The sequence below is a fragment of the Streptomyces sp. NPDC126510 genome (assembly GCF_040302345.1).
In the GTDB taxonomy this organism is placed as follows: domain Bacteria; phylum Actinomycetota; class Actinomycetes; order Streptomycetales; family Streptomycetaceae; genus Streptomyces.
In genome coordinates this window covers 1-22,091 of sequence record NZ_JBEORR010000036.1, presented here as the reverse complement: position 1 = coordinate 22,091, position 22,091 = coordinate 1, and the positions used below count along the sequence as shown (strand labels likewise).

At 72.8% G+C, this 22,091-nt stretch carries 19 protein-coding genes; 14 read left to right on the top strand and 5 right to left on the bottom strand.

The window, feature by feature from the left end:
* Positions 1–220: 220 nt before the first annotated feature.
* Positions 221–796, top strand: coding sequence for an adenylosuccinate lyase (locus ABTX60_RS35650; protein WP_352101165.1), 576 nt, complete (start codon positions 221–223; stop codon positions 794–796).
* Positions 797–798: 2 nt separating this feature from the next.
* Here ABTX60_RS35650 and ABTX60_RS35645 read toward each other — a convergent pair whose 3' ends face one another.
* The 4 genes from ABTX60_RS35645 to ABTX60_RS35630 all read right to left on the bottom strand — a co-directional run bounded on the left by ABTX60_RS35645 (position 799) and on the right by ABTX60_RS35630 (position 4,542).
* The gene (locus tag ABTX60_RS35645; protein ID WP_352101164.1) at positions 799–1,302 is read right to left on the bottom strand and encodes a GNAT family N-acetyltransferase; all 504 of its coding nucleotides are present in this window, start codon (positions 1,300–1,302) and stop codon (positions 799–801) included.
* Between the two features lie 20 nt (positions 1,303–1,322).
* Complete coding sequence (locus ABTX60_RS35640; RefSeq protein WP_352101163.1) at positions 1,323–1,721, bottom strand: RidA family protein; 399 nt, start codon at positions 1,719–1,721, stop codon at positions 1,323–1,325.
* A 57-nt stretch (positions 1,722–1,778) separates the two neighbouring features.
* Complete coding sequence (locus ABTX60_RS35635; protein WP_352101162.1) at positions 1,779–3,368, bottom strand: alpha/beta hydrolase; 1,590 nt, start codon at positions 3,366–3,368, stop codon at positions 1,779–1,781.
* 136 nt (positions 3,369–3,504) lie between these two features.
* Positions 3,505–4,542, bottom strand: coding sequence for an Rv2578c family radical SAM protein (locus ABTX60_RS35630; RefSeq protein WP_352101161.1), 1,038 nt, complete (start codon positions 4,540–4,542; stop codon positions 3,505–3,507).
* Between the two features lie 171 nt (positions 4,543–4,713).
* Here ABTX60_RS35630 and ABTX60_RS35625 point away from each other — a divergent pair, with 171 nt between their 5' ends.
* The 11 genes from ABTX60_RS35625 (at position 4,714) to ABTX60_RS35575 (ending at position 20,072) form a co-directional block, all read left to right on the top strand.
* Positions 4,714–5,157, top strand: coding sequence for an SRPBCC family protein (locus ABTX60_RS35625; protein WP_352101160.1), 444 nt, complete (start codon positions 4,714–4,716; stop codon positions 5,155–5,157).
* A gap of 156 nt (positions 5,158–5,313) precedes the next feature.
* Positions 5,314–7,704, top strand: coding sequence for an MFS transporter (locus ABTX60_RS35620; protein ID WP_352101159.1), 2,391 nt, complete (start codon positions 5,314–5,316; stop codon positions 7,702–7,704).
* 164 nt (positions 7,705–7,868) lie between these two features.
* On the top strand, positions 7,869–10,289 hold the full coding sequence (locus tag ABTX60_RS35615; protein ID WP_352101158.1) for a SpoIIE family protein phosphatase: 2,421 nt from the start codon (positions 7,869–7,871) through the stop codon (positions 10,287–10,289).
* A gap of 208 nt (positions 10,290–10,497) precedes the next feature.
* Positions 10,498–11,223 (top strand): class I SAM-dependent methyltransferase, encoded by a 726-nt coding sequence (locus ABTX60_RS35610; protein WP_352101157.1) that lies wholly within the window; start codon positions 10,498–10,500, stop codon positions 11,221–11,223.
* Between the two features lie 135 nt (positions 11,224–11,358).
* A complete protein-coding gene (locus ABTX60_RS35605) occupies positions 11,359–12,435 on the top strand; it encodes an SGNH/GDSL hydrolase family protein (protein WP_352101156.1) in 1,077 nt (358 codons plus the stop codon).
* 74 nt (positions 12,436–12,509) lie between these two features.
* Entirely contained in the window at positions 12,510–13,343 is an 834-nt protein-coding gene (locus ABTX60_RS35600) for a M55 family metallopeptidase (protein WP_352101155.1), read from the top strand.
* Positions 13,336–14,649, top strand: coding sequence for a M20/M25/M40 family metallo-hydrolase (locus tag ABTX60_RS35595; RefSeq protein ID WP_352101154.1), 1,314 nt, complete (start codon positions 13,336–13,338; stop codon positions 14,647–14,649). Before ABTX60_RS35600 ends, ABTX60_RS35595 begins: the two co-directional genes overlap by 8 nt.
* A 4-nt stretch (positions 14,650–14,653) precedes the next feature.
* The gene (locus ABTX60_RS35590; protein ID WP_352101153.1) at positions 14,654–16,618 is read left to right on the top strand and encodes a prolyl oligopeptidase family serine peptidase; all 1,965 of its coding nucleotides are present in this window, start codon (positions 14,654–14,656) and stop codon (positions 16,616–16,618) included.
* A complete protein-coding gene (locus ABTX60_RS35585; protein ID WP_352101152.1) occupies positions 16,615–17,547 on the top strand; it encodes a S66 peptidase family protein in 933 nt (310 codons plus the stop codon). Before ABTX60_RS35590 ends, ABTX60_RS35585 begins: the two co-directional genes overlap by 4 nt.
* Positions 17,548–17,619: 72 nt before the next feature.
* Positions 17,620–19,464, top strand: coding sequence for a CocE/NonD family hydrolase (locus tag ABTX60_RS35580; protein WP_502992460.1), 1,845 nt, complete (start codon positions 17,620–17,622; stop codon positions 19,462–19,464).
* Between the two features lie 44 nt (positions 19,465–19,508).
* Positions 19,509–20,072 (top strand): GNAT family N-acetyltransferase, encoded by a 564-nt coding sequence (locus ABTX60_RS35575; RefSeq protein ID WP_352101150.1) that lies wholly within the window; start codon positions 19,509–19,511, stop codon positions 20,070–20,072.
* Positions 20,073–20,086: 14 nt separating this feature from the next.
* Here the strand turns inward: ABTX60_RS35575 and ABTX60_RS35570 are convergent, their stop codons facing one another.
* On the bottom strand, positions 20,087–20,434 hold the full coding sequence (locus ABTX60_RS35570; protein WP_351633556.1) for a VOC family protein: 348 nt from the start codon (positions 20,432–20,434) through the stop codon (positions 20,087–20,089).
* 48 nt (positions 20,435–20,482) lie between these two features.
* Here ABTX60_RS35570 and ABTX60_RS35565 point away from each other — a divergent pair, with 48 nt between their 5' ends.
* Both ABTX60_RS35565 and ABTX60_RS35560 read left to right on the top strand, forming a co-directional pair.
* Positions 20,483–20,962, top strand: a complete 480-nt coding sequence (locus ABTX60_RS35565) for a phage holin family protein (protein WP_352101149.1) — start codon at positions 20,483–20,485, stop codon at positions 20,960–20,962.
* Between the two features lie 6 nt (positions 20,963–20,968).
* A complete protein-coding gene (locus ABTX60_RS35560) occupies positions 20,969–22,000 on the top strand; it encodes an SDR family oxidoreductase (protein ID WP_352101148.1) in 1,032 nt (343 codons plus the stop codon).
* The last annotated feature ends 91 nt before the right edge of the window (positions 22,001–22,091 follow it).

Sequence of the window (22,091 nt, the reverse complement as noted above, 5' to 3'; positions counted from 1 at the left end):
AACGGCGATTCCGACCGGCCCTGTCCCGGGGCCGAGTCGTACTGCGGTACCTGAGGCACCGAACCGACTGCTCCCGCGACAGCCGCGTCACCAGACCGCCGCGAGGAATGCGAGTGGGTAACTCGCTCGTCTGAGCTTAACCGGCGGGTAACGAGCGCGCCAGCCCTCGTGTTTGTGATGTACGTCCCGCGCAGACCGCGTCACCCCTAATCTCTGAGGCATGAGCGAAGAGTTGCGATCACTCACGGAGCGCTTACGGCAGGAGTCGGGGGCGTCGCCGGCGTTCGAGCGGCTCGTGGCGACCGACGACCTCGACGCCCTGGCGGCGGCGCTGACCGAGCCCGGGCAGCACCTGTGGGCGAGGGAGCTGGCGGCGTTCCGGCTGGGGCTCGCGCGGGACCGGCGGGCCTTCGAGGCCCTGGTGCTGCTGCTCAACCACCGCGACCCCCCGCGCTGCGCCTCCGCCGCCCACGCCCTCGCCCGGCTCGGCGACCCGCGCACCGCCCGCGCGGCCGCCGCCCTCGCCACCAACGAACTGCGCGTCGCCTACGCCCTGCACCCGGTACGGCTGCTGGTCGAGCTGCGCGCCCCCGAGGCGGTCCCTGCGCTGATCACCACGCTCCGGCGGCGGCTTCGCCCGCACGACCCGTACCGCCGCGTGGCCCTCGCCTGTGTGGACGGGCTCGGGGCGCTGGGCGACGTCCGGGCCGGGCCCGTGCTGAACGAGGCCCTCGCGCATCCCGCGCTGGCCGAAGCGGCGGTACGGGCGCTGGGACGGATCCCGAAGCAGAGGTGACGTCAGCGGCCCAGGGGCCTGGCGTACCGCACTTCGGGAACCGCGACTCCGTCCACCTCGAAGGGCTCCTCGGCGCCGTCCGCGCGGAAGCCCGCCCGCTCGTAGAACCGGCGGGCCCGGCCGTTCTCCTTGAGCACCCACAGCAGGAGACGGCCGTGGCCCGCGGCGGAGCAGCGCGCGACGGACTCCGCGAGCAGCGCCCGCCCGACGCCCCGTCCCACGTGGTCCGGGTGGACGTAGAGCGCGTACAACTCGGCTTCCTCGGTGAGGACTTCGCCTTCCCGATACGGCCCGTGGCAGGCCCAGCCGACGAGCTCGCCGCCGGTGCCCACGGCGACCAGGTTCACCACGCGGCTGTCACTCCGCGCGAGGTGCGCACGACGCCGCTCGGCATCCTCCTCGACACTGAGCCCGTCCAGGTACGGCTGCGGGATCAGGCCCCGGTAGGCGCCCCGCCAGCCGCCGACCCGGATCTCCGCGACACGGTCGCAGTCGGCGAGCGTCATCCCCCGTATCCGCGGGCTCCTCATGGCGCCACCACCGCGAAGGCTTCGACCTCGATCAGAAACTCCGGTCGGACCAGGGCCGCGACCTGCACGGCCGAAGCGGCCGGCAGCCGGTCGTCAGGTATGTGCGCGGCGCGGGCCGCGCGGATGGCCGGCATATGGGCCATGTCCGTGACGAAGTAGGTGAGTTTGACGACGTCGTCGAAGGTCGCGCCGGCGGCTGCCAGGCAGCGCCGGAGGTTCTCGAAGACCTGGCCGGCCTGCGCTGCCGGGTCGCCCTCGCCGACCAGCCGCCCTCTCTCGTCGAGGGCGAGCTGACCGGAGATCGCCACGAAACGACCGGTGCCCAGGACGACATGACTGTACTGGGGTGCGGCGGCGACGCCATCGGGGGCGGGGATTCTCGTCAGCTCACTCATGCGCCCATGGTGGACCATGGCACTGACGACGACCGGCCCCGGCGGTGCGCCAGCGGCTCAGCGGCGGTAGCCGAGCAGGGCGTGCAGCACCGCGCCGTTCGAGGAGGCCGACGCCGCCTTGTCCGACGCCGTCACCGGAGGCTTGGGTTCGGGCAGCGCGTCGCACGCCGCGTCCGCCTCGCCCAGTCCGCGCGGCACGGTGCCGTCGGTCAGGTAGGCCGCCAGGTGTTTGTCCAGGCACGCGTTGCCGCTCAGCGTGATGCCGTGGTTGCCGCCGCCCTGCTCGACCACCAGGCTGGAACCGGCCAGCAGACGGTGCATGGTGACACCGCCCTCGTACGGAGTGGCCGCGTCGGCGGTCGCCTGGAACAGCAGCACCGGCGGCAGCTTGCCGTTCGCCACGTTCACCGGGCGCAGCGACTCCGTCGGCCAGAACGCGCACGGCGCGTTGTACCAGGCGTTGTTCCAGGTCATGAACGGCGCCTTCTCGTACGCCGCCCAGTTGTCCTTGCGCCACTGGTGCCAGTCACGCGGCCAGAACGCGTCCCGGCACTGCACCGCCGTGTAGACGCTGTAGCTGTTGTCGTCGGCGGCGTCGATCGCGCCGAAGTCCTTGTAGGCCTTGACCAGTGGTTCGGCGTTCTCGCGGTTCACGTACGCCGCGAACGCCTCCGCGAGAGGGGGCCAGTATCCGTTGAAGTAGGTTCCCGGGAGGTAGGTGTCCTCGAGCTCCGCGGCGCCCACCCGGCCGCCCGCGGGCTTCCTGGCCAGAGCCGCCCGCATGGCGTACCAGGTGGCTTCGACCCTTTCCGGGTCGGTGCCGAGCCGGTACCGCGCGTCGTGCCTGGCGACCCAGGCCAGGAAGGCGCGGTGACGGTCGTTGAAGGCGTGGTCCTGGTTGAGGTTGGCGGTGTACCACACGTCGGTGGGGTCGGCGACCGAGTCCAGGACCAGACGCCGGACCCGCTGCGGGTACAGGCCGGCGTAGACCGCGCCCAGGTAGGTGCCGTACGAGTAGCCGAAGTAGTTGATCTTCGGTGCGCCCAGGGCCTGCCGGATCGCCTCGATGTCGTGAGCGGCGCTGATCGTGTCGATGTACGGCAGCAGGTGCCCGTGCTTTCTGGTGCAGGCGGCCGCGAAGGATTTGGCGCGCGCGAGGTTGGCCCGCTCGGTCTCGGGTGTGCTCGGCACGGAGTCCGGGCGCACGGGGCCGAAGTAGCCGGGCTCGCAGTCCAGTGCCGGTCTGCTGGCGCCCACTCCGCGCGGGTCGAAGCCGATGACGTCGTACTGGGCCGCGACCTCCTTGGGCAGAGTGGCCGCGACGAAACCGGCGAGGGCCAGGCCGTCGCCGCCGGGCCCGCCGGGGTTCACCAGCAACGGGCCCTGGAACCTCTCGGCGGTGTGCGGGACGCGGGACAGTGCGAGGGTGACCTGCCGGCCGTCCGGGTTCGCGTGGTCGAGCGGCACCTTGAGGGACGCGCACTGGAGCGACGGGTACGCGGTGGTGCCGCACTTCCTCCAGCTCGGTTTCGCCAGGCGAGAGGCACCTGCGGAGTGCGGTGCGCTCGCCTCGGCGGGCACGGCTGTGAGGCTCCCGGCCAGCGCGACGGCGGCGGCGCCGCACAGCACGGCTGCGCGTGTTCTCATGGAGGCCTTCCAGGACGGAGGGGCGTCGGACCGCGGGGCTCACAGTCCTCGCCGATTCGTCCCGGCACACGGCGCTTGAAGAACGTGTTCCGTCGAGACTTGACCCGAATGGGTCGCGGGATGCGCTCGAACGCTCCTAAAGGAGCCACAGTTGGGTCGGCTCGGACGAGGGGGGCTCGGCCGGCTCGGGTGGCCGGACCCGGCGCGGTATGTCCGCGCGCGTGGGCCCGATGCCGTACTCCTCGGCGAGTTCGTGCACCTGGCGCGTGATGCGCCGCTGGTACCACTTCGGGGCGTAGGAGCCCTCCGCGTACATCCGCTCGTAACGGCCCACCAGGTGCGGATGGTGCTGCTCCAGCCAGGCCATGAACCACTCGCGGGCGCCGGGCCGCAGATGCAGCACCAGCGGCGTCACGGAGGTGGCACCGGAGGCCGCGATCGCCCGTACCGTGGCGCGCAGTTGCGCGGGGCTGTCGCTCAGGAAAGGGATCACAGGCGCCATCAGAACCCCGCAGTCGATGCCGTGATCGCCGAAGGTGCGCACGACTTCCAGGCGCCGCTCGGGCGCCGGTGTGCCCGGCTCCACGGTGCGCCAGAGCTCCTGTTCGGTGAAGCCGACCGAGACGGAGATGCCGACGTCGGTCACCTGTGCCGCCTGCTTGATCAGCTCCAGGTCGCGCAGGATGAGGGTGCCCTTGGTCAGGATCGAGAAGGGGTTCGCGTGGTCGCGCAGGGCCGCGATGATGCCCGGCATCAGGCGGTAGCGGCCCTCGGCGCGCTGGTAGCAGTCGACGTTGGTGCCCATCGCGATGTGCTCGCCCTGCCACCGGCGCGAACCGAGCTGCCGGCGCAGCAGCTCCGGAGCGTTGACCTTGACCACGATCTGGCTGTCGAAGCCGAGGCCCGTGTCGAGGTCCAGGTAGCTGTGCGTCTTGCGCGCGAAGCAGTACACGCACGCGTGTGAGCAGCCTCGATAGGGATTGACCGTCCACTGGAACGACATCCGCGAGACCGCCGGCACCCGGTTGATGATCGAGCGGGCCCGGATCTCGTGGAAGGTGATCCCGCGGAACTCCGGCGTGTCGAAGGTACGCGTGACCACCGCGTCCGCGCCGAACAACGCGGCATCGGCCCTGGTGTGTCCGGAGTCCACGGTGAGGTTCTCCCAGCGCATGACGCCTCCTCGGTAGCACTGACCCCAGAATAGAACACATGTTCCCTTGATCGTGCGAGGGCGTTTTCCGAACGCGTTCGACCGGGTTGCGCCACCCCGATTTGGGGCGCCGGGCGGCGGGGTGGTTGGCTTGCCCCGACCCCCGAGCAAACCAGGTCCTGGAGGAAAGCGATGGCGCAGGTCGAGGCCACTACGGAGCGGATCGTCGCGGCGGACGCGGAGACGGTGTTCGACGCCCTCGCCGACTACAGCGGCACGCGCGCGAAGCTGCTGCCCGAGCAGTTCAGCGAGTACGAGGTGCGGGAGGGCGGCGACGGCGAGGGCACGCTCGTCCACTGGAAGCTCCAGGCCACCAGCAAGCGGGTGCGCGACTGCCTCCTGGAGGTCACCGAGCCCACCGACGGCGAGCTGGTCGAGAAGGACCGCAACTCCTCCATGGTCACCACCTGGCGGGTCACCCCGGCCGGCGAGGGCAAGGCCCGGGTCGTCGTGACCACCACCTGGACCGGTGCCGGCGGCATCGGCGGCTTCTTCGAGAAGACCTTCGCCCCCAAGGGTCTCGGCCGGATCTACGACGCGATGCTCGCCAGGCTCGCCGCCGAGGTCGAGAAGTAACCCTCCCAAGAGGCGGATACGCAAGGGGCGTTGCCGCCCCTCACCGGTTCGGGTGATCTCCGTACGGTCCGCCCCTGTGCCGTAACTCGTCGCGCTTGCTCGTAGTTGTCGCTTTTACGCGGGAATGGTGCGGCAACGCGACGAGGGGAGCGGTGAGTGGGCGGGATCACTCTGGCGCAGGACGAACCGGCGGTGGCACCTCCCGGCACCCCCGTGCCACCGCCGGATCCGGACGGCGGGCCCAGCCCGCGGCGGGTGCGGTTGATCTTCTTCGCTCTGCTGCTCGCCCTGCTCCTGGCCGCACTGGAGCAGATGATCGTCGCCACCGCGCTCCCGAAGATCGTCGGTGAACTGCACGGTGTCGACCGGATGTCCTGGGCGATCACCGCCTACCTGCTCACCGCCACCGTCGGCCTTCCGGTCTACGGCAAGCTCGGTGATCTCCTCGGCCGCAAGGGCGTCTTCCAGTTCGCCATCGTCGTCTTCGTCGCCGGCTCCGCGCTCGCGGGCCGGGCACAGACCATGGACCAGCTGATCGCCTTCCGCGCCCTGCAGGGCGTCGGCGCGGGCGGCCTCATGATCGGTGTGCAGGCGATCATCGCGGACATCGTGCCGCCCCGGCGGCGCGGCCGCTACATGGGCCTGATCGGCGCCGCCTTCGGTCTCGCCTCCGTGGCCGGACCGCTGCTCGGCGGCTACTTCACGGACCACCTCTCCTGGCGCTGGTGCTTCTACGTCAACGTCCCCTTCGGCCTGGTCACCCTGGTCCTCGTCGCCGTCACGCTGAAGCTCCCCAAGCCGGCCGCGAGGGCCCGTTTCGACGTCCTCGGCGCGCTGCTGCTGACCGCCGCCTCCACCTGCCTGGTCCTGCTGACCAGTTGGGGTGGCACCGAGTACGCCTGGGACTCGCGGACGATCCTCGGGCTCGCGGCCGGAGCGGCGGCGGCCACTCTCCTCTTCCTCGTCACCGAGCGCTTCGCCGTCGCACCCCTCATCCCGCTGCGGCTGTTCAGGGACTCCGTCTTCAACGTCACCGGTCTGGTCGGCCTGGTGATCGGCGTGGGCCTGTTCGGCGCCGCCGGCTACCTGCCGACGTACCTGCAGATGGTCGAGGGGGCCTCCGCCACCGAGTCGGGACTGCTCATGCTGCCGATGATGGCCGGCATCGTCGGCGCCTCGGTCGTCGTCGGCCGGCTCATCAGCCATACCGGCCGCTACAAGGCCTATCCGATCCTCGGCGGCGCGCTCTCCGTCACCGGCATGTGGCTGCTGTCGCGGCTGGAGGTCGGCACGCCCCGGCTGCACTACAGCATCTGGATGGCCGTCCTCGGGGCCGGCATCGGCATGGTGATGCCGGTACTGATCCTCGCCGTGCAGAACTCCGTGCGCCCCGCCGACCTCGGCACCGCCACGAGCGCCAACAACTACTTCCGGCAGATCGGCGGCAGCGTCGGAGCCGCCGTCTTCGGCACCCTCTTCGCCGACCGGCTCGTCGACGCCCTCGCCGAGCGCCTTCCCGCGGGCGGGGGCACCGGGCTCCCGGACCCCGAGTCCCTCACCCCACAGCTCGTGCACGCATTGCCTCCGGCCCTGCGCGACGACTACATCCGGGCGTACGCCGACGCCATGCCGCGGATCTTCCTCTACCTGGTGCCGGTGCTCGTCCTCGGACTGGTCATCGCCCTCTTCCTCAAGGAGAAACCCCTGGTGTCCCACAACGCCTCCGTCACCGGCACGGGCCCGGCGCCGGGGACCGTCCCGGTCCCACAGGCCCGCGCCGCGTACGCCGCCGGTGTGCCCGTGTGCGGCTCGGTACAGCACCACGACGGAACCGTCGTCCCCCGCGCGGCGCTCACGCTCATCGACGTCACCGGGCAGCAGACCGGACGCGGCGCGAGCGGCGAGGACGGGCGCTACGCGCTGGCCACCCCGGGCCCGGGCTCGTACGTACTGATCGCCGCGGCCGGTGGCCACCAGCCGCAGGCCGTCACCGTGACCGTCGGCGAGCGTCCCGTCGAGCTCGACATCGTCCTCGGCGGCGCCGGCAACCTGATCGGCACCGTGGTCACCGCCGACGGCACGCCCGTACGGGACGCCACCGTCACCCTCACCAACGCGCACGGCGAGGTCGTGGCCACCACCCGCAGCGGCCGGGAGGGCGGCTACGTCATCACCGAACTGGTCGCCGGCGAGTACACCCTCGCCGCCGGCGCGCCCGCCTTCCGTCCGGCCGCGCTCCCGGTCACCGTCCAGGCCGACCGCGAGACACGCCGGGACATCGAACTGGCCGGCGGCGCCGTGCTGCGCGGCACCGTCCGGGCGGGCGGCGGCCGGCCCGTGGAGGACGCCCGCGTGACACTGCTCGACGTGGCGGGCAACGTCGTCGACACCCTCACCACCGGCGCCGACGGCACGTTCCGCTTCGTCGACCTGTCCTCCGGCGAGTACACGGTCATCGCGGCCGGCTACCCGCCGGTCGCCACCGTGCTCCAGGTCGCCGGAGGAGACCGCAGCGAGCGGGACCTCCAGCTGAGCCACGAGGACTGAGCGAGCACCGGCCGGGGAACGAACGGCACCGGCGCGCGGGGAGTCGTACGCCGGTGCGAGCCCGCGCGGGCAATTCCCGCATTGCCTCACGTGGCCGGCGGCGGTCGCCGTACGGTGGTGACGCCGGCACAGATCTTGCGTCCGTGGGAGAGAGGGCCTGAGCCATGGACCGTGGCATCGACAGGGCTGAGCAGGGCGCGGGGAGGGAAGGCGCCGAGCCCGGCCGCGTGCCCCTGGCCGTCGTCGTGGTCGACCGCGACGGTCTGGTCTCCCACTGGAGCCGCGGGGCGCGGCGTCTGTTCGGCGTCCCCAGGGAAGAGGCGATCGGACGCAGCGCCCTCGACCTGCTCCCCGTCTCCGGCGCCCTGCCCGAGGAGCGGGACCCCCTCGCACACGCCTCCGGCGACGGCCTCGGTCCCGGTCTCGACTCCTCCCTCGACGGCGGGCTCTCCTACCCGGCGGCGGGCCGCGCCCGGCTCACCGCGTCCGAGGACGGCCGGGTCGACGTCCTGTGGTGGGCCTACCCGCTGGTGGGGCCCGGGCCCGAGCGGCTGCTCGTGCTGGCCGCCGGCATGGACGGGTTGGGCACGGGCGACGGAGTGTTCGAGCGGATCGCACCCGGCTTCGCGCTGCACACCGACTTCCCCGGGGCGGAGGAGCTCGCCCGCCGACTCCCCGAGATCCTGCCCAGCATGAGCGTCGGCGAGAGCGCCCGGATCGTCTCGCAGGTCCTCGAACTCGGCTATCCGATCCTGGAGTTCAGCCAGAACGACCGGGTGCCCGTCACACCCGACTGGGGTGTGGCCCGGCGTGCCGAGCGCCGGGCGCGCCGGGAACGGGCCGCGCGGGCAATGGCCGCCGGCGACCCGGTGCCGCAGGAGCTGCGCGACGAGGGCGAGGACCTCGAATACGCCGCCGTCCGTGAGCGCCTGGAGTTCCTCAACGAGGTCAGCGGACGCATCGGCACCTCCCTCGACCTGTCCCGCACGATCGTCGAAGTCAGCCGGGCCGTGGTGCCCCGCTTCACCGACGTCGCCGGGACGTACCTGCGCGAACAGGTCGTCGCCGGCGAGGGGTTCGAGGACGGTGTGCCCGACACGACCACGATGTGGCACCGGGTCGCCCTGGAGCACACCGACGAACCGGGCCGCTGGGACGACGTCGTCCCCGTCGGCGAGGCCATGCCGTTCCCGGCGCACACGCCGTTCTTCCGGTGCATGACCAGCGGCGAACCCGTTCTCGTGCCGCGCATCAGCGAGGAGATGGGGCACGCCATCGCCGCGCAGTTCGACAAGCGCGACATCCGGCCCCTCATCACCGGCCGCTCGATGCTGGTCGTGCCCCTCAAGGCGCGCAACGTCGTGCTCGGCTTCATGATCCTGCTGCGGCACCCCGAGCGGCCCGTCTTCAACGACATGGACCGTGTCACCGGAGCCGAACTCGCCGCCCGCGCGGGCCTGGTGCTCGACAACGCGCGCATGTACACCTTCCAGGAGAACGTCGCCGAGACGCTCCAGGACAGCATGCTGCCGCACATCCCGCCCCGCATGGCCGGCTGCGACATCGCCACCCGCTACCTGCCGGGGACGCTGCTCGGGCGGGTCGGCGGCGACTGGTTCGACGCGGTGAAGCTGCACGGCGGGCGCACGGCGTTCGTCGTCGGCGACGTCATGGGCCACGGGCTGAACTCGGCCGCGATGATGGGCCAGTTGCGGACGGCCGTGCAGACCATGGCCGGGCTCGACCTGCCGCCCGCGCAGCTGCTGCGCAACCTCGACGACCTCGCACAGCGCCTCGGCGACGGCTATCTGGCGACCTGTCTCTACGCCGTCTACGACCCCCTCGCGGGCGAGCTCCACCTCGCCAACGCCGGGCACATCCCGCCCGTCCTGGTCCGGGCCGCGGACGGCCGCAGCGAACTGCTGGACCTGCCCACCGGCGCGCCCATCGGCGTCGGGGGAGTGCCCTTCGAGGCGATCCGCGTGCGCGTCGAGCCCGGCGACCGGCTCGTGATGTGCACCGACGGGCTGGTGGAGGTGCGCGGCGAGGACATCGGGGTGGGTCTCGCGACGCTCTGCGAGTCGGCCGCGCACCCGGCCGCGTCCATGGACGACGCCTGCGACACCATCATCCGGGCGCTCAACACCCGGGGTGGCCGTAAGGACGACGTCGCCCTGCTGATGGCCCGCCTGGCCGGTATCGAACCGGACGACGTGGCCGAATGGCGGCTCGCCCTGGACCCGGCCGAGGTGGGCCGGGCCCGTGCCGCGGTGCGCGAGCAACTGCACGACTGGGGCCTGGCGAAGCTCGCCGCACCGGCCGAGCTGATGGCCGGCGAACTCGTGACCAACGCCGTGCGGCACTCCCACGCCCGCCCCGTCGCACTGCGGCTGGTCCGCGGCGACACCCTGCTGTGCGAGGTGGACGACGACGACCACGAACTGCCTACGCTGAGGCATGCGGGCCCGCTCGACGAGGCCGGGCGCGGTCTGCGCGTCGTCAGCACGCTGTCCCGCGAGTGGGGGACCGGTCGGACCAAGGCCGGAAAGACGGTCTGGTTCGAGCTGACACTGCCGCGCAGCTGAACACGGCCCGTTCCGCCCTGTCGGCGCGGCGCAGCACGGCGGCCGGGTCTCTTTCGGTGCGCCCGGCTCGCCGCCGGCCGGCGGCGAGGCTTCGGCCGAACGCGAAGTAGCGTCGGGCGCCCGCGTTCTTGTGGGCGCGGCCCGGGCGCGGTACACCGTAGTCGCCCGCCGCATGGCGGGATCCGTTCGCACCCCCGGGGAGTGGGCCATGAGCGTGACGCGTAGATACCGGGAAGGCTGGGAGGGGTTCTGGCGCGAGGCGTCCGCCGAGCCCGGGGCGGTGTTCTGGGACGCGGAACCGGTCCTGACCGTGGGCCCGCACCTCGCCCTGTTCGAACCGTACCTGGCCGATCCCGCGCTGCCGCTGGTGGATCTCGGCTGCGGCAACGGCACGCAGACCCGCTATCTCGCCGACCGCTTCCCGCACGTCCTGGGCGTCGACCTGTCCGCTGCGGCCCTCGACCACGCCCGGCGGGCCGACCCGGCGGGGCAGGCGGCCTACCGGCAGCTGGACGCCGCCGCGAAGGAGGAGACGCAGGCGCTGCACGCGGAGCTCGGCGACACCAACGTCTATCTGCGGGGCGTCCTGCACCAGTGCGAGCCCGACGACCGGCAGTCCCTGGTCGACGGCGTCGCCACGCTGGTCGGCGAGCGCGGTCGCGCCTGTCTGGTGGAGGTGTCGGGTGCGGCCAAGCCGGTGCTGGCGGGCCTGGCGGATGGCCCCGACGGTCCGCCGCCCAAGCTCGCGCCCGTGTTCCGGCACGGCATCGCGCCCGCAGAGGTGTCGGACGAGGCCGTGCCCGAGTATCTGCGCTCAGCCGGTCTCACCGTGCTGGCGAGTGGCCGACTGCCCTTGACGACCACGGAGTACCGCCCCGACGGCACGCGCATCGAGCTGCCCTCCGCCTGGCTGGTGGCCGGGCGTACGGCCTGAGACGGGCGGTCGGGAGAGCCGGGCGCGGCGGTGCGGTCTGGTGGGTAGTGATTTGTCGGTGTACGGTCACCCTGCTCCGGTCCGTGCCCTGCCTCGCCCCCGCGGAGGACAGCCATGCCGATGCCCTGGTTACGGATGCTTGCCGCGTCAGCGGTGTCGACGGTGCTGATCGGCGCGAGCGCCGTCACGACCGCCGCCGCCCCCGATCCACGCGGAGTACAAGACAGCGTGCACACCGCCGGACGGGTCAAGGACGGCGGAGACGTCCTCCACTACAGCTGGCCCGGCGTCTACTTCGAGGGCCGGATCCGGGGCACCGGCGTGGGCGTCGTGCTCGACGACGCGGCCGCCGACTACGACGTCCAGGTCGACGGAGCCACCGTCGCGACCCTCGTCACTCCGGGCAGGACCACGCACTGGATCAGGGGCCTGCGCGACACCGTGCACACCGTCCGGCTCGTCAAGCGCAACGACACCCCGTGGAGCACCAGCTCCTTCGGCGGCTTCGTCGCCGCACCCGGCGGCGCCGTCCTGGCCCGGCCGGCCGCGCGCAGCCGCCAGATCGAGTTCATCGGCGACTCCCTCACCGTCGGCTACGGCAACCTCTCGACCTCCCGCGACTGCGACGGCGAGCGGCTCAAGCGCACCACCGACACGGACGTGAGCTACGGCGCCCTCACCGCCCGGGGACTGGGTGCCGACTACCAGATCAACGCCTACTCGGGCCAGGGCATGGTGCGCAACTACAACGGGGGCTCGCCGGAGGTGAACTACCGCAGCTTCTACGACCGCGCCCTGCTGAACGTGCCGGGCGACGTCTGGCAGAACCCGGGCACCTGGCGGCCGCAGCTCGTCGTGGTCCACCTCGGCACCAACGACTTCTCGACCCCCCTCAACCCGGGCGAGCCGTGGACCGACGAGAGCCTCGCCGCCGCCTACCGCAGCGCTTACAGCGGCTTCCTCGCGAAACTGCGGCAGCGCTACGGGGCCGCCACCACCATCCTGGCCGTGGGTACGGGTCCCTTCGCCGGCCATGTCGCACAGGTCGTCCGGGAACGCAACGGCGCGGGCGACCGCCGGGTCCGCTCCTGGTCGCTCGACACCGCCGGCCTGGACTACACCGGCTGCCACTGGCACTACTCGGCCCGTGACCACCGACTCCTGGCCGACCGTCTCACCGCGTTCCTCGCCGACCTGCCGATCCGTTGGTGACCGGTTCGTAGCCCGTTCCGCCCGCAACGCGTAACGTGACGAACCATGAACATCTCCGCTCCGGACGGCTCGTCATGAGGATCCTCGTCAGCGCCGACATGGAGGGCGCCACCGGCGTCACCTGGCCCGACGACGTGGTGCCGGGCGCCTCCCAGTGGGAGCGCTGCCGCTCCCTGTTCACCTCCGACGTAAACGCCGCCGTGCTGGGGTTCCACGACGGCGGGGCCGACGAGGTGATCATCAACGAGGCGCACTGGTCGATGCGCAACCTGCTGCTGGAGCAGCTCGACGAACGCGCCCGGCTGCTCACCGGCCGGCACAAGACGCTGTCCATGGTGGAGGGCGTGCAGCACGGCGACATCGACGGCGTCGCCTTCGTCGGCTACCACGCGGGCGCCGGTATGGAGGGCGTCCTCGCGCACACCTACCTCGCCAACTCCATCACGGGCGTGTGGCTGAACGACGTACGGGCCAGTGAGGGGCTGCTCAACGCCCATGTCGTCGCCGAGTACGGGGTGCCGGTCGTGCTGGTCACCGGGGACGACGTCGCCTGCGAGGACGCGCTCGGGTACGCGCCCGAGGCGCTGAAGGTCGCGGTCAAGGACCACGTGTCGCGCTACGCGGCGGTGTGCCGCACACCCGCCCGCACCGCGGCGGACATCCGGGCGGCGGCCAAGGGGGCGGCGGCACTGGCGGTGCGTCACGAACCGGTGCGGGGCGGCCCTTTCACCGTGGCCGTGGAGTTCGACGCGGAGCACCTGGCGATGGCCGCCACCGTCGTCCCGGGAGTGGACCGGATCGCGGAGCGCAAGGTGGCCTACACGAGCGAGACCATGTACGAGGGCATCCGCGCCTTCAAGGCGGTCACCACGATCGTGTCGGCCGCGGTGGAGGAGCAGTATGGCTGAGCAGGTGGACGGGACCGCGCTGGACGAGGTCGTGACGTTCACGTCCGACCTCATCCGCATCGACACCACCAACCGGGGCGGGGGCGACTGCCGGGAACGGCCCGCCGCCGAGTACGCCGCCGCACGGCTCGCCGACGCCGGGGTCGCGCCCACGCTGCTGGAGCGCACCGAGGGCCGGACCAACCTCGTCGCCCGCGTCGAGGGCACCGACCCCTCGGCCGGTGCCCTGCTGCTCCACGGCCACCTGGACGTCGTGCCCGCGGCGGCCGCCGACTGGAGCGTGCACCCGTTCTCCGGGGAGATCCGCGACGGGGTCGTCTGGGGGCGCGGCGCCGTCGACATGAAGAACATGGACGCGATGATCCTGGCCGTCGTGCGCGGCTGGGCACGCCAAGGGGTTCGGCCCCGCCGGGACGTCGTCATCGCGTTCACCGCCGACGAGGAGGCCAGCGCCGAGGACGGCTCCGGATTCCTCGCCGACGAGCACCCCGAGCTGTTCGAGGGCTGCACCGAGGGCATCAGCGAGTCGGGCGCCTTCACCTTCCACGACGGCGCCGGCCGGCAGATCTACCCCATCGCGGCGGGGGAGCGCGGCACCGCGTGGCTGAAGCTCACCGCCCGCGGACGCGCCGGGCACGGCTCCAAGGTCAACCGGGACAACGCCGTGACCCGCCTCGCGGGCGCGATCGCGCGGATCGGCGCGCACGAGTGGCCGCTGCGGCTGACCCCGACCGTACGCGCCGCCCTCACCGACCTCGCCGCGCTGTACGGCATCGAGACCGACCTCACCGACGTGGACGCGCTGCTGGAGAAGCTCGGCCCGACCGCCGCGCTCGTCGAGCCGACCCTCCGCAACAGCGCCAACCCGACCATGCTGGACGCCGGTTACAAGGTCAACGTCATTCCCGGCGAGGCCGTGGCCCAGGTGGACGGCCGGTACATGCCCGGCGGTGAGGAGGAGTTCCGCACCACCCTCGACCGGCTCACCGGGCCGGACGTGGACTGGGAGTTCCATCACCGCGAGGTCGCCCTCGAATCGCCGGTGGACTCGGCGACGTTCGCGGGCATGCGCGCCGCCGTCGAGGAGTTCGCGCCGGAGGGCCATGTCGTGCCGTTCTGCATGTCCGGCGGCACCGACGCCAAGCAGTTCTCCCGCCTCGGCATCACCGGCTACGGCTTCACCCCGCTGAAGCTGCCGGACGGCTACGACTACGCGGCGATGTTCCACGGCGTCGACGAGCGGGTACCGGTCGAGGCGCTGCACTTCGGTGTCCGCGTACTCGACCGGTTCCTGCGGACGGCCTAGGGGAGTGGGGGAGACGGTGCGGACGCTGGCCTACGGGGCGTGGCCCTCGCCCATCGACGCGGCGCTGACCGCCGCGCGCGACGGGCACCCGGAGTACGTGGGCTTCGTCGGCGACGAGGTGTGGTGGACGGAGCCGCGCCCCGCCGAGGGCGGCCGGCGCACCCTGGTGCGGCGGCACGCCGACGGCCGCGAGGAGTCGCTGCTGCGCGCGCCGTGGAACGTGCGCAGCCGGGTCATCGAGTACGGCGGGCACCCGTGGGCCGCCCTCGAGGGCGAGGCCGGGCCGCTCGTGGTGTTCGTGAACTTCGCCGACCAGCGGCTGTACCGCTGCGAGCCGGACGGTGATCCCCGCCCGCTCACCCCTGTGTCCGCCGTGGGCGGGGGACTGCGCTGGGCCGAGCCGCTGCCGCTGCCCGAACGGGGTGAGGTGTGGTGCGTGCTGGAGGAGTTCACCGGCGACGGATCCACCGACGTGCGCCGCGTCCTGGCCGCCGTCCCTCTGGACGGATCGGCCGCCGAGGACCGGGGCGCGGTACGCGAACTCACCGACGGCCGGCACCGGTTCGTGACCGGGCCGAAGCTCTCGCCCGACGGGCGCCGGGCCGCCTGGCTCGCCTGGGACCATCCGCGCATGCCGTGGGACGGCACCGAACTGCTCCTCGCCGAGGTCGCACCCGACGGCACCCTGAGTGGCACCCGGGCCGTGGCCGGCGGGCCCGGTGAGTCGATCGCCCAGGCCGACTGGACCCGCGACGGACGCCTGCTGCACGCGAGCGACCGCACCGGCTGGTGGAACCTCTACCTCGACGGGCAGCCGCTGTGCCCGCGGGAGGAGGAGTTCGGCGGCGCGCTGTGGAAGCTGGGTTCGAGATGGTTCACCCCGCTCGACAGCGGTCTGATCGCCGTCGTGCACGGCCGGGGCGCCACCGCCCTCGGCGTACTGGACCCCGAGACCGGCGAGGTCGTCGACGCCGCCGGGCCCTGGACCGAGTTCGCCCCCACCCTCGCCGCCCACGGCGAACGCGTCGTCGCCGTCGCGGCCAGCCCGCGCAGCGCCTACGAGGTCGTCGAGCTGGACGCCCGCACCGGCCGGGCCCGGGTCGTCGGCGCCGAGCACGACGACGCCGTCGATCCCGCGTACTACCCCGAGCCGCAGATCCGCACCTTCACCGGCCCGGACGGGCGCGACGTCCACGCCCACATCTACCCGCCGCACCACCCCGGCTGCGTCGCGCCCGGTGACGAGCTGCCGCCCTACGTCGTCTGGGCGCACGGCGGGCCCACCGGCCGGGCCCCGCTCGTGCTCGACCTGGAGATCGCCTACTTCACCTCGCGCGGCATCGGCGTCGCCGAGGTGAACTACGGCGGCTCCACGGGATACGGCCGCCCCTACCGGGAGCGGCTGCGCGAGCAGTGGGGCGTGGTGGACGTCGAGGACTGCGCCGCGGTCGCCCTGGCCCTCGCCGACGAGGGCACCGCCGACCGCGGTCGGCTCGCCGTCCGGGGCGGCAGCGCGGGCGGCTGGACCGCGGCCGCCTCGCTCACCACCAGCGACGTCTACGCCTGCGGCACCATCAAGTACCCCATCCTGGATCTGGCCGGCTGGGGCACGGGCGGGACCCACGACTTCGAGTCGCGGTACCTGGAGAGCCTGATCGGGCCGCTCGCCGAGGTGCCTGCCCGGTACGCCGAGCGCTCGCCCGCCGCCCACGCCGACCGCCTCGCCGTGCCGTTCCTGCTGCTCCAGGGTCTGGACGACGTCATCTGCCCGCCCGTCCAGTGCGAGCGGTTCCTGGCCCGGCTGGAGGGCCGGAGGGTGCCGCACGCCTATCTCGCCTTCGCGGGGGAGGGGCACGGGTTCCGCAGGGCGGAGACCATGGTGCGCGCCCTGGAGGCCGAACTCTCCCTCTACGCCCAGGTGTTCCGCCTGGACCCGCCCGGTGTCCCGACCCTGGAGCTCGCCCGGTGAACCCGCTGGTACGACCACCCCGGCTCGCCCCCGGCGCCCGCGTCGCCGTCGTCGCGCCGAGCGGGCCGGTGCCCGAGGAGCGGCTCCAGGCCGGGCTCGACCTCCTGCGCGGCTGGGACCTCGACCCCGTGGTGGCACCCCATGTGCTCGCCCGGCACGGCGAGTTGGGCTATCTGGCCGGCGCGGACGAGCAGCGCGCCGCCGACCTTCAGGGCGCATGGTGCGATCCGTCCGTGGCGGCCGTGCTGTGCGCCCGCGGCGGGTACGGGGCGCAGCGCATGGTCGACCTGCTCGACTGGGAGGCGATGCGGGCGGCGGGCCCGAAGGTGTTCGCCGGGTTCAGCGACATCACCGTCCTGCACCAGGCGTTCGCCACCCGGCTGGGCCTGGCCACCCTGTACGGGCCCGCGGCCGCCGGCGTCGACTTCCTCAAGAACGCCCGGGCCCAGGACCATCTGCGGGCCACGCTCTTCGAGCCGGAGTCCGTGCGCGTCATCAGGGCCGTCCCCCCGGGCGGCGCCGCGCTGATACCGGGCCGCGCCCGGGGCATCACGCTCGGCGGCTGCCTCAGCCTGCTCGCGAGCGACCTCGGCACCCCGCACGCCCACCCCGGCGCGCGGGACGGGCTGCTGCTGATGGAGGACGTCGGCGAGAGCCCGTACCGCCTGGACCGCTACCTGACCCAACTCCTGCGCACCGGCTGGCTCGGCGGGGTCGCCGGCATCGTCCTCGGCTCCTGGGCGGGGTGCGGACCGTACGGGGAGCTGCGTGCGGTCCTCGCCGACCGGCTCGGCGGTCTGGGTGTTCCGGTCGTGGAGGAGTTCGGGTTCGGGCACGGCGCGGGCGCGCTGACCATGCCCCTTGGGGTGAGGGCCGAACTGGACGCGGGGTCGGGCACGTTGACCCTGGAGGAACCGGCCCTCAGCTGACGGCCGGTACTCCTGAAATACCGTCAAGAACCCTCGTTTCGGTGATTGACGGCTTCTGACACGTGTCACACCATGACAAGCGGCCGGTACCTACTGGTCGGTATCCGGGTTGCCCTCACCGTGGAGGTCCGAGTGTTCCGACGCGTGCCCAGAACCCGCGCACCCCTCGCTCTCGCTCTGGGCGCCGCCCTGGCCGTGCCCCTCGCCCTCACCCCGCCGTCGGCCGCGGCCGACGCCTACACCGTCACGCCGCTGAAGTTCAGCGTGCGGGCGGGCGGCCGCGCCTGCACGATCGACGCCGACCTGTACCGTCCCGCGGGCGTGGACCGCGACCACCCGGCGCCCGCCGTACTCGGCACGAACGGCTTCGGCGGCAGCAAATCGGACGGCTCGACGGACGCCGTCGGCAAGGCCTTCGCCCTGCGCGGCTACGTCTCGCTCGTCTACTCCGGCCTCGGATTCGGCCGCAGCGGGTGTCTCATCTCCCTCGACGACCCGGACATCGACGGCGCCGCCGCCTCGCGGCTGGTCGACTTCCTGGGCGGCACCCGCGCCGCCGACGACGGCACCACCGCCGACTTCGTCACCCGTGACGCACCCGGCGACCCACGCGTCGGCATGATCGGCGGCTCCTACGGCGGCGCCGTCCAGCTCGCGACGGCCGCCGTCGACCACCGCCTCGACGCGCTCGTCCCGATGATCACCTGGAACGACCTGGCGTACGCGCTCGCTCCCAACAACGCCGTCGGCAGCGGGGACGTCCCCGGGGTGTTCAAGTGGCAGTGGACGAACGGCTTCTACCTCGTCGGCGAGGGCCAGCCGCTGCTCCAGCCCGCTCTCGACCCCTCCCGCATCAATTCCCTGACCTGCCTGCACTTCGTCACCGAGGCCTGCCGGACCGTCCACACCCTCAACTCCGACAGCTACCCGGCCGGCCGGACGGCCGAGCTGCTCGCCTACGCGCGCCGCGTCTCCCCGGCGTCCTACCTCGACCGCGTCGACACGCCGACCCTGCTGGTCCAGGGGCAGGCCGACACCCTGTTCAACCTGAACGAGGCGACGGCGACGTACCGGACGCTGAAGGCCCGGGGTACACCCGTCAAGATGATCTGGCAGTCCTGGGGTCACAGCGGCGGGCTCACCGGCCCGGCCGCCGCAGGAGAACTCGACCTGACCAAGGGCAACCTGGAGACCAGCTACGTCGGCCGGCGCGTCCTCGCCTGGTTCGACCGGTACCTGCGCGAACGGCCCCACGCCGACACGGGGCCGGAGTTCGCCTACCACCGCGACTGGATCACCGACCCGGACCACACCTACGCCACCGCCGAAGAGCTCCCGGCCCTCAGCCGCACGCTGTACCTCTCCGGCGACGGCAAGCTCGTCGACAACCGCCGCAAGGTCGCCCACGGCAGCCGCGGTTACACCAACCGGCTGATCCCCACCAGCCATTCGGAGAGCTCGATCGCCGGTCTCGTCGGGCTGCCGGACCCACCGCCGTACGACGCCGACGGCACCTACCTCGGCTGGACGAGCGCGCCCCTGGAACGCCCCCTCGACGTCGTCGGCGCCCCCCGGGCCACCCTCAAGGTCGTCTCCCCGAAGGCCGAGCGCACCCAGAACAGCTCCGACGCGGCCGACAGGCTCGTGCTGTTCGCCAAGCTGTACGACGTCGCCCCCGACGGCACCCGCACCCTGGTGCGCCGCCTGGTCGCGCCCGTGCGCGTCCCGGACGTCACCAAGAGCTTCACCGTCACCCTGCCCGGTATCGTGCACCGGTACGAGACCGGGCACCGGCTGCGGTTCGTGATCGCCGCGAGCGACGACGCGTACTTCGGCAACCGCGGCATCAAGCCGGTGACCGTGGTCAGCGGGCCGCGCGACACCGGGATGCTGCGGCTGCCCGTCGCCGGCTCCTGACGCCCCGACTGGGGACACACAGCCGGCGCGGTTACTGTGGCGGGGTGCCGCACCACACATCCCGCCACCTCGCCGAAGGTCCCCGGGTGGGCATACGCCACTTCACCCACGAGGACGGCGCCGAGTTCACCGCCCGCGCCCGGGAGAGCACGGACCTGCACCACCCGTGGCTCTTCCCGCCCACCACGGCACAGGCGTACACCGCCTACGCGGGCCGGCTGATCGAGGACCCGTCCAAGGCCGGGTTCCTGGTCTGCGAGAAGAACGACGGGGCCATCGGCGGCTTCATCAACATCAACAACATCGTCGAGGGCGGCTTCCAGTCCGGGGCGCTGGGCTACGGCGCCTTCGCGCACGCCGCCGGGCGGGGGCTGATGCGCGAAGGGCTGGACCTCGTCGTGGGGTACGCGTTCGGCCCGATGCGGCTGCACCGGCTGGAGATCAACGTCCAGCCGGGGAACGCCGCGTCGATCGCCCTGGCCCGTGGCTGCGGGTTCCGCCTGGAGGGCTTCTCGCCGAAGATGCTCTTCGTCGACGGGGCCTGGCGCGACCACGAACGCTGGGCGATCACCACCGAGATGATCACCGGGCGGCCGGGACGGCACTGAGGCCCCGGCGGCGCCTACGCGTGACGGTCCACGTACTCGTAGATCGACCCGTCCGGATGCAGGGCGATCAGGTTGCGGCCCGCCGGTGAGGCGATCGGGCCCGCGACGATGTGCGCCCCCAGCTCGGTCAGCACCTTGTGGGTCTCGTCCACGTCCGTCACGGCGATCGTCGCGGCGACCTTGCGCAGCACCTCCAGTTCGGCCGGGGGGCCGCTCATCAGCAGGAAGCAGCCGACCGCTGCGACCTGGACACCTCCCCGCTCGAAGCGCTGGGCTCTGCCGCCCGCCAGTCGCTCGTAGAAGGGGATCGCGGTCTCGAGGTCGTCGACGCAGACGCGCAGTGTGGCACCCAGAATCTCCATACGGCTGAGCCTAGTTACGCGCAGGGGGGCGAGGGTACCCGGCCGGGTATGAAGCCGTTGGATCACCTGGAGCATCTGGACAAGCACCTCGTCGACGAGCTGGCACAGGTGGCGCGCGAGACGGTACGGGAGGAGCTGCGCGAGCAGACGCGCAAGCAGCGCCGCAAGGCCGCCCTGTACGCCGCGTCCGGCGCGCTCGCCCTGTACGCGGGCGCGGCCCTCGCCCTCGCCGTGGGGCTGGCCCTCGCCCTCGGCCTGCCCGACTGGGCCGCCGCGCTGATCACCGCCGTGATCCTGGGCGGCCTCGCCTACGTGCTGCGCGGCATGGCCCGGCCGTCGCGGCCGGGCACGGGGCACGCGGCCGGTACGGCGCCGGGTGGGGACGGCGCCCGTCGGAGTGCGGCCGAAGCGGTCGGCGGCATGCCGTATCCGCCGGTGCCGCCCGCCCCGCCCGGTGGGACGGCCGCCCCGGGCCCCGTGCCCCCGAGGCCGGCGGGCGACCCGGACGTACCCCACCGCGGGGTGTGATGCCGGGTGCGCACACCAGGGACATCGCACCGGCGCGGCCGTGTCGTGGTGGTGACCGGAGCCAGCGGCGGCGTCGGCCGGGCCACGGTCCGGGCCTTCGCCGCCCGCGGCGACAGGGTCGCCCTGCTCGCCCGCGGCCGTGAGGGACTCGCCGCCGCGGCGGACGACGTGGAACACGCCGGAGGCGAGGCGCTCGTCGTCCCCGTGGACGTCTCCGACGCCAAGGCCGTCGACGACGCCGCCCAGCAGGTCGTCGACGCGTACGGTCACATCGACGTCTGGGTCAACAACGCCTTCACCGGGGTGTTCGCACCCTTCACCGAGGTCGCCCCGGACGAATTCCGGCGCGTGACCGAAGTGACGTACCTGGGCTACGTGTTCGGCACCCGGGCCGCCCTGCGCCACATGCTGCCGCGGAACCGCGGCACGATCGTGCAGGTCGGCTCCGCACTCGCCTACCGGGGAATTCCCCTGCAGTCGGCGTACTGCGGGGCCAAGCACGCGATCCAGGGGTTCAACGAGTCGCTGCGTTGCGAGCTGCTGCACGCGCGCAGCGGGGTGCGGACCACGATGGTGCAGCTGCCGGGCCTCAACACCCCGCAGTTCGACTGGGTGCTGAACCGGATGCCCGGGCGGGCCCGGCCGGTCGCGCCCGTGTACCAGCCGGAGGTCGCGGCCCGGGCCATCGTGCACGCGTCCTCGCACGCCCGGCGCCGGGAGTACTGGGTGGGCGGCTCCACCGCCGCCACGCTCCTCGCCAACGCGGTGGCCCCCGGGCTGCTCGACCGCTACCTGGCCCGCACCAACGTCGACGCGCAGCAGGAGGACGGCCCGCCCGAGGGACCCGCGAACCTGTGGTCCCCGGCGGACGGGCCGCACGGGCGGGACTTCGGCGCCCACGGGCGCTTCGACGACGAGTCCACGGACGACAGCCCGCAGCAGTGGCTGTCCCGGAACCGGGGGTGGATGGGCGCGGCCCTCACCACGGCAGCCGCCGCCCTGACCGTACGGAAGCTGGCAGGAGCGGCCCGGCGCTAGGTCGTGTCCGCAAAGTCAGGAGAGCCAGAGTCGTAGGCAGGCGATGGTGACCAGGGCTTCGTAGTGGCGGGCGCGTTTGTCGTAGCGGGTG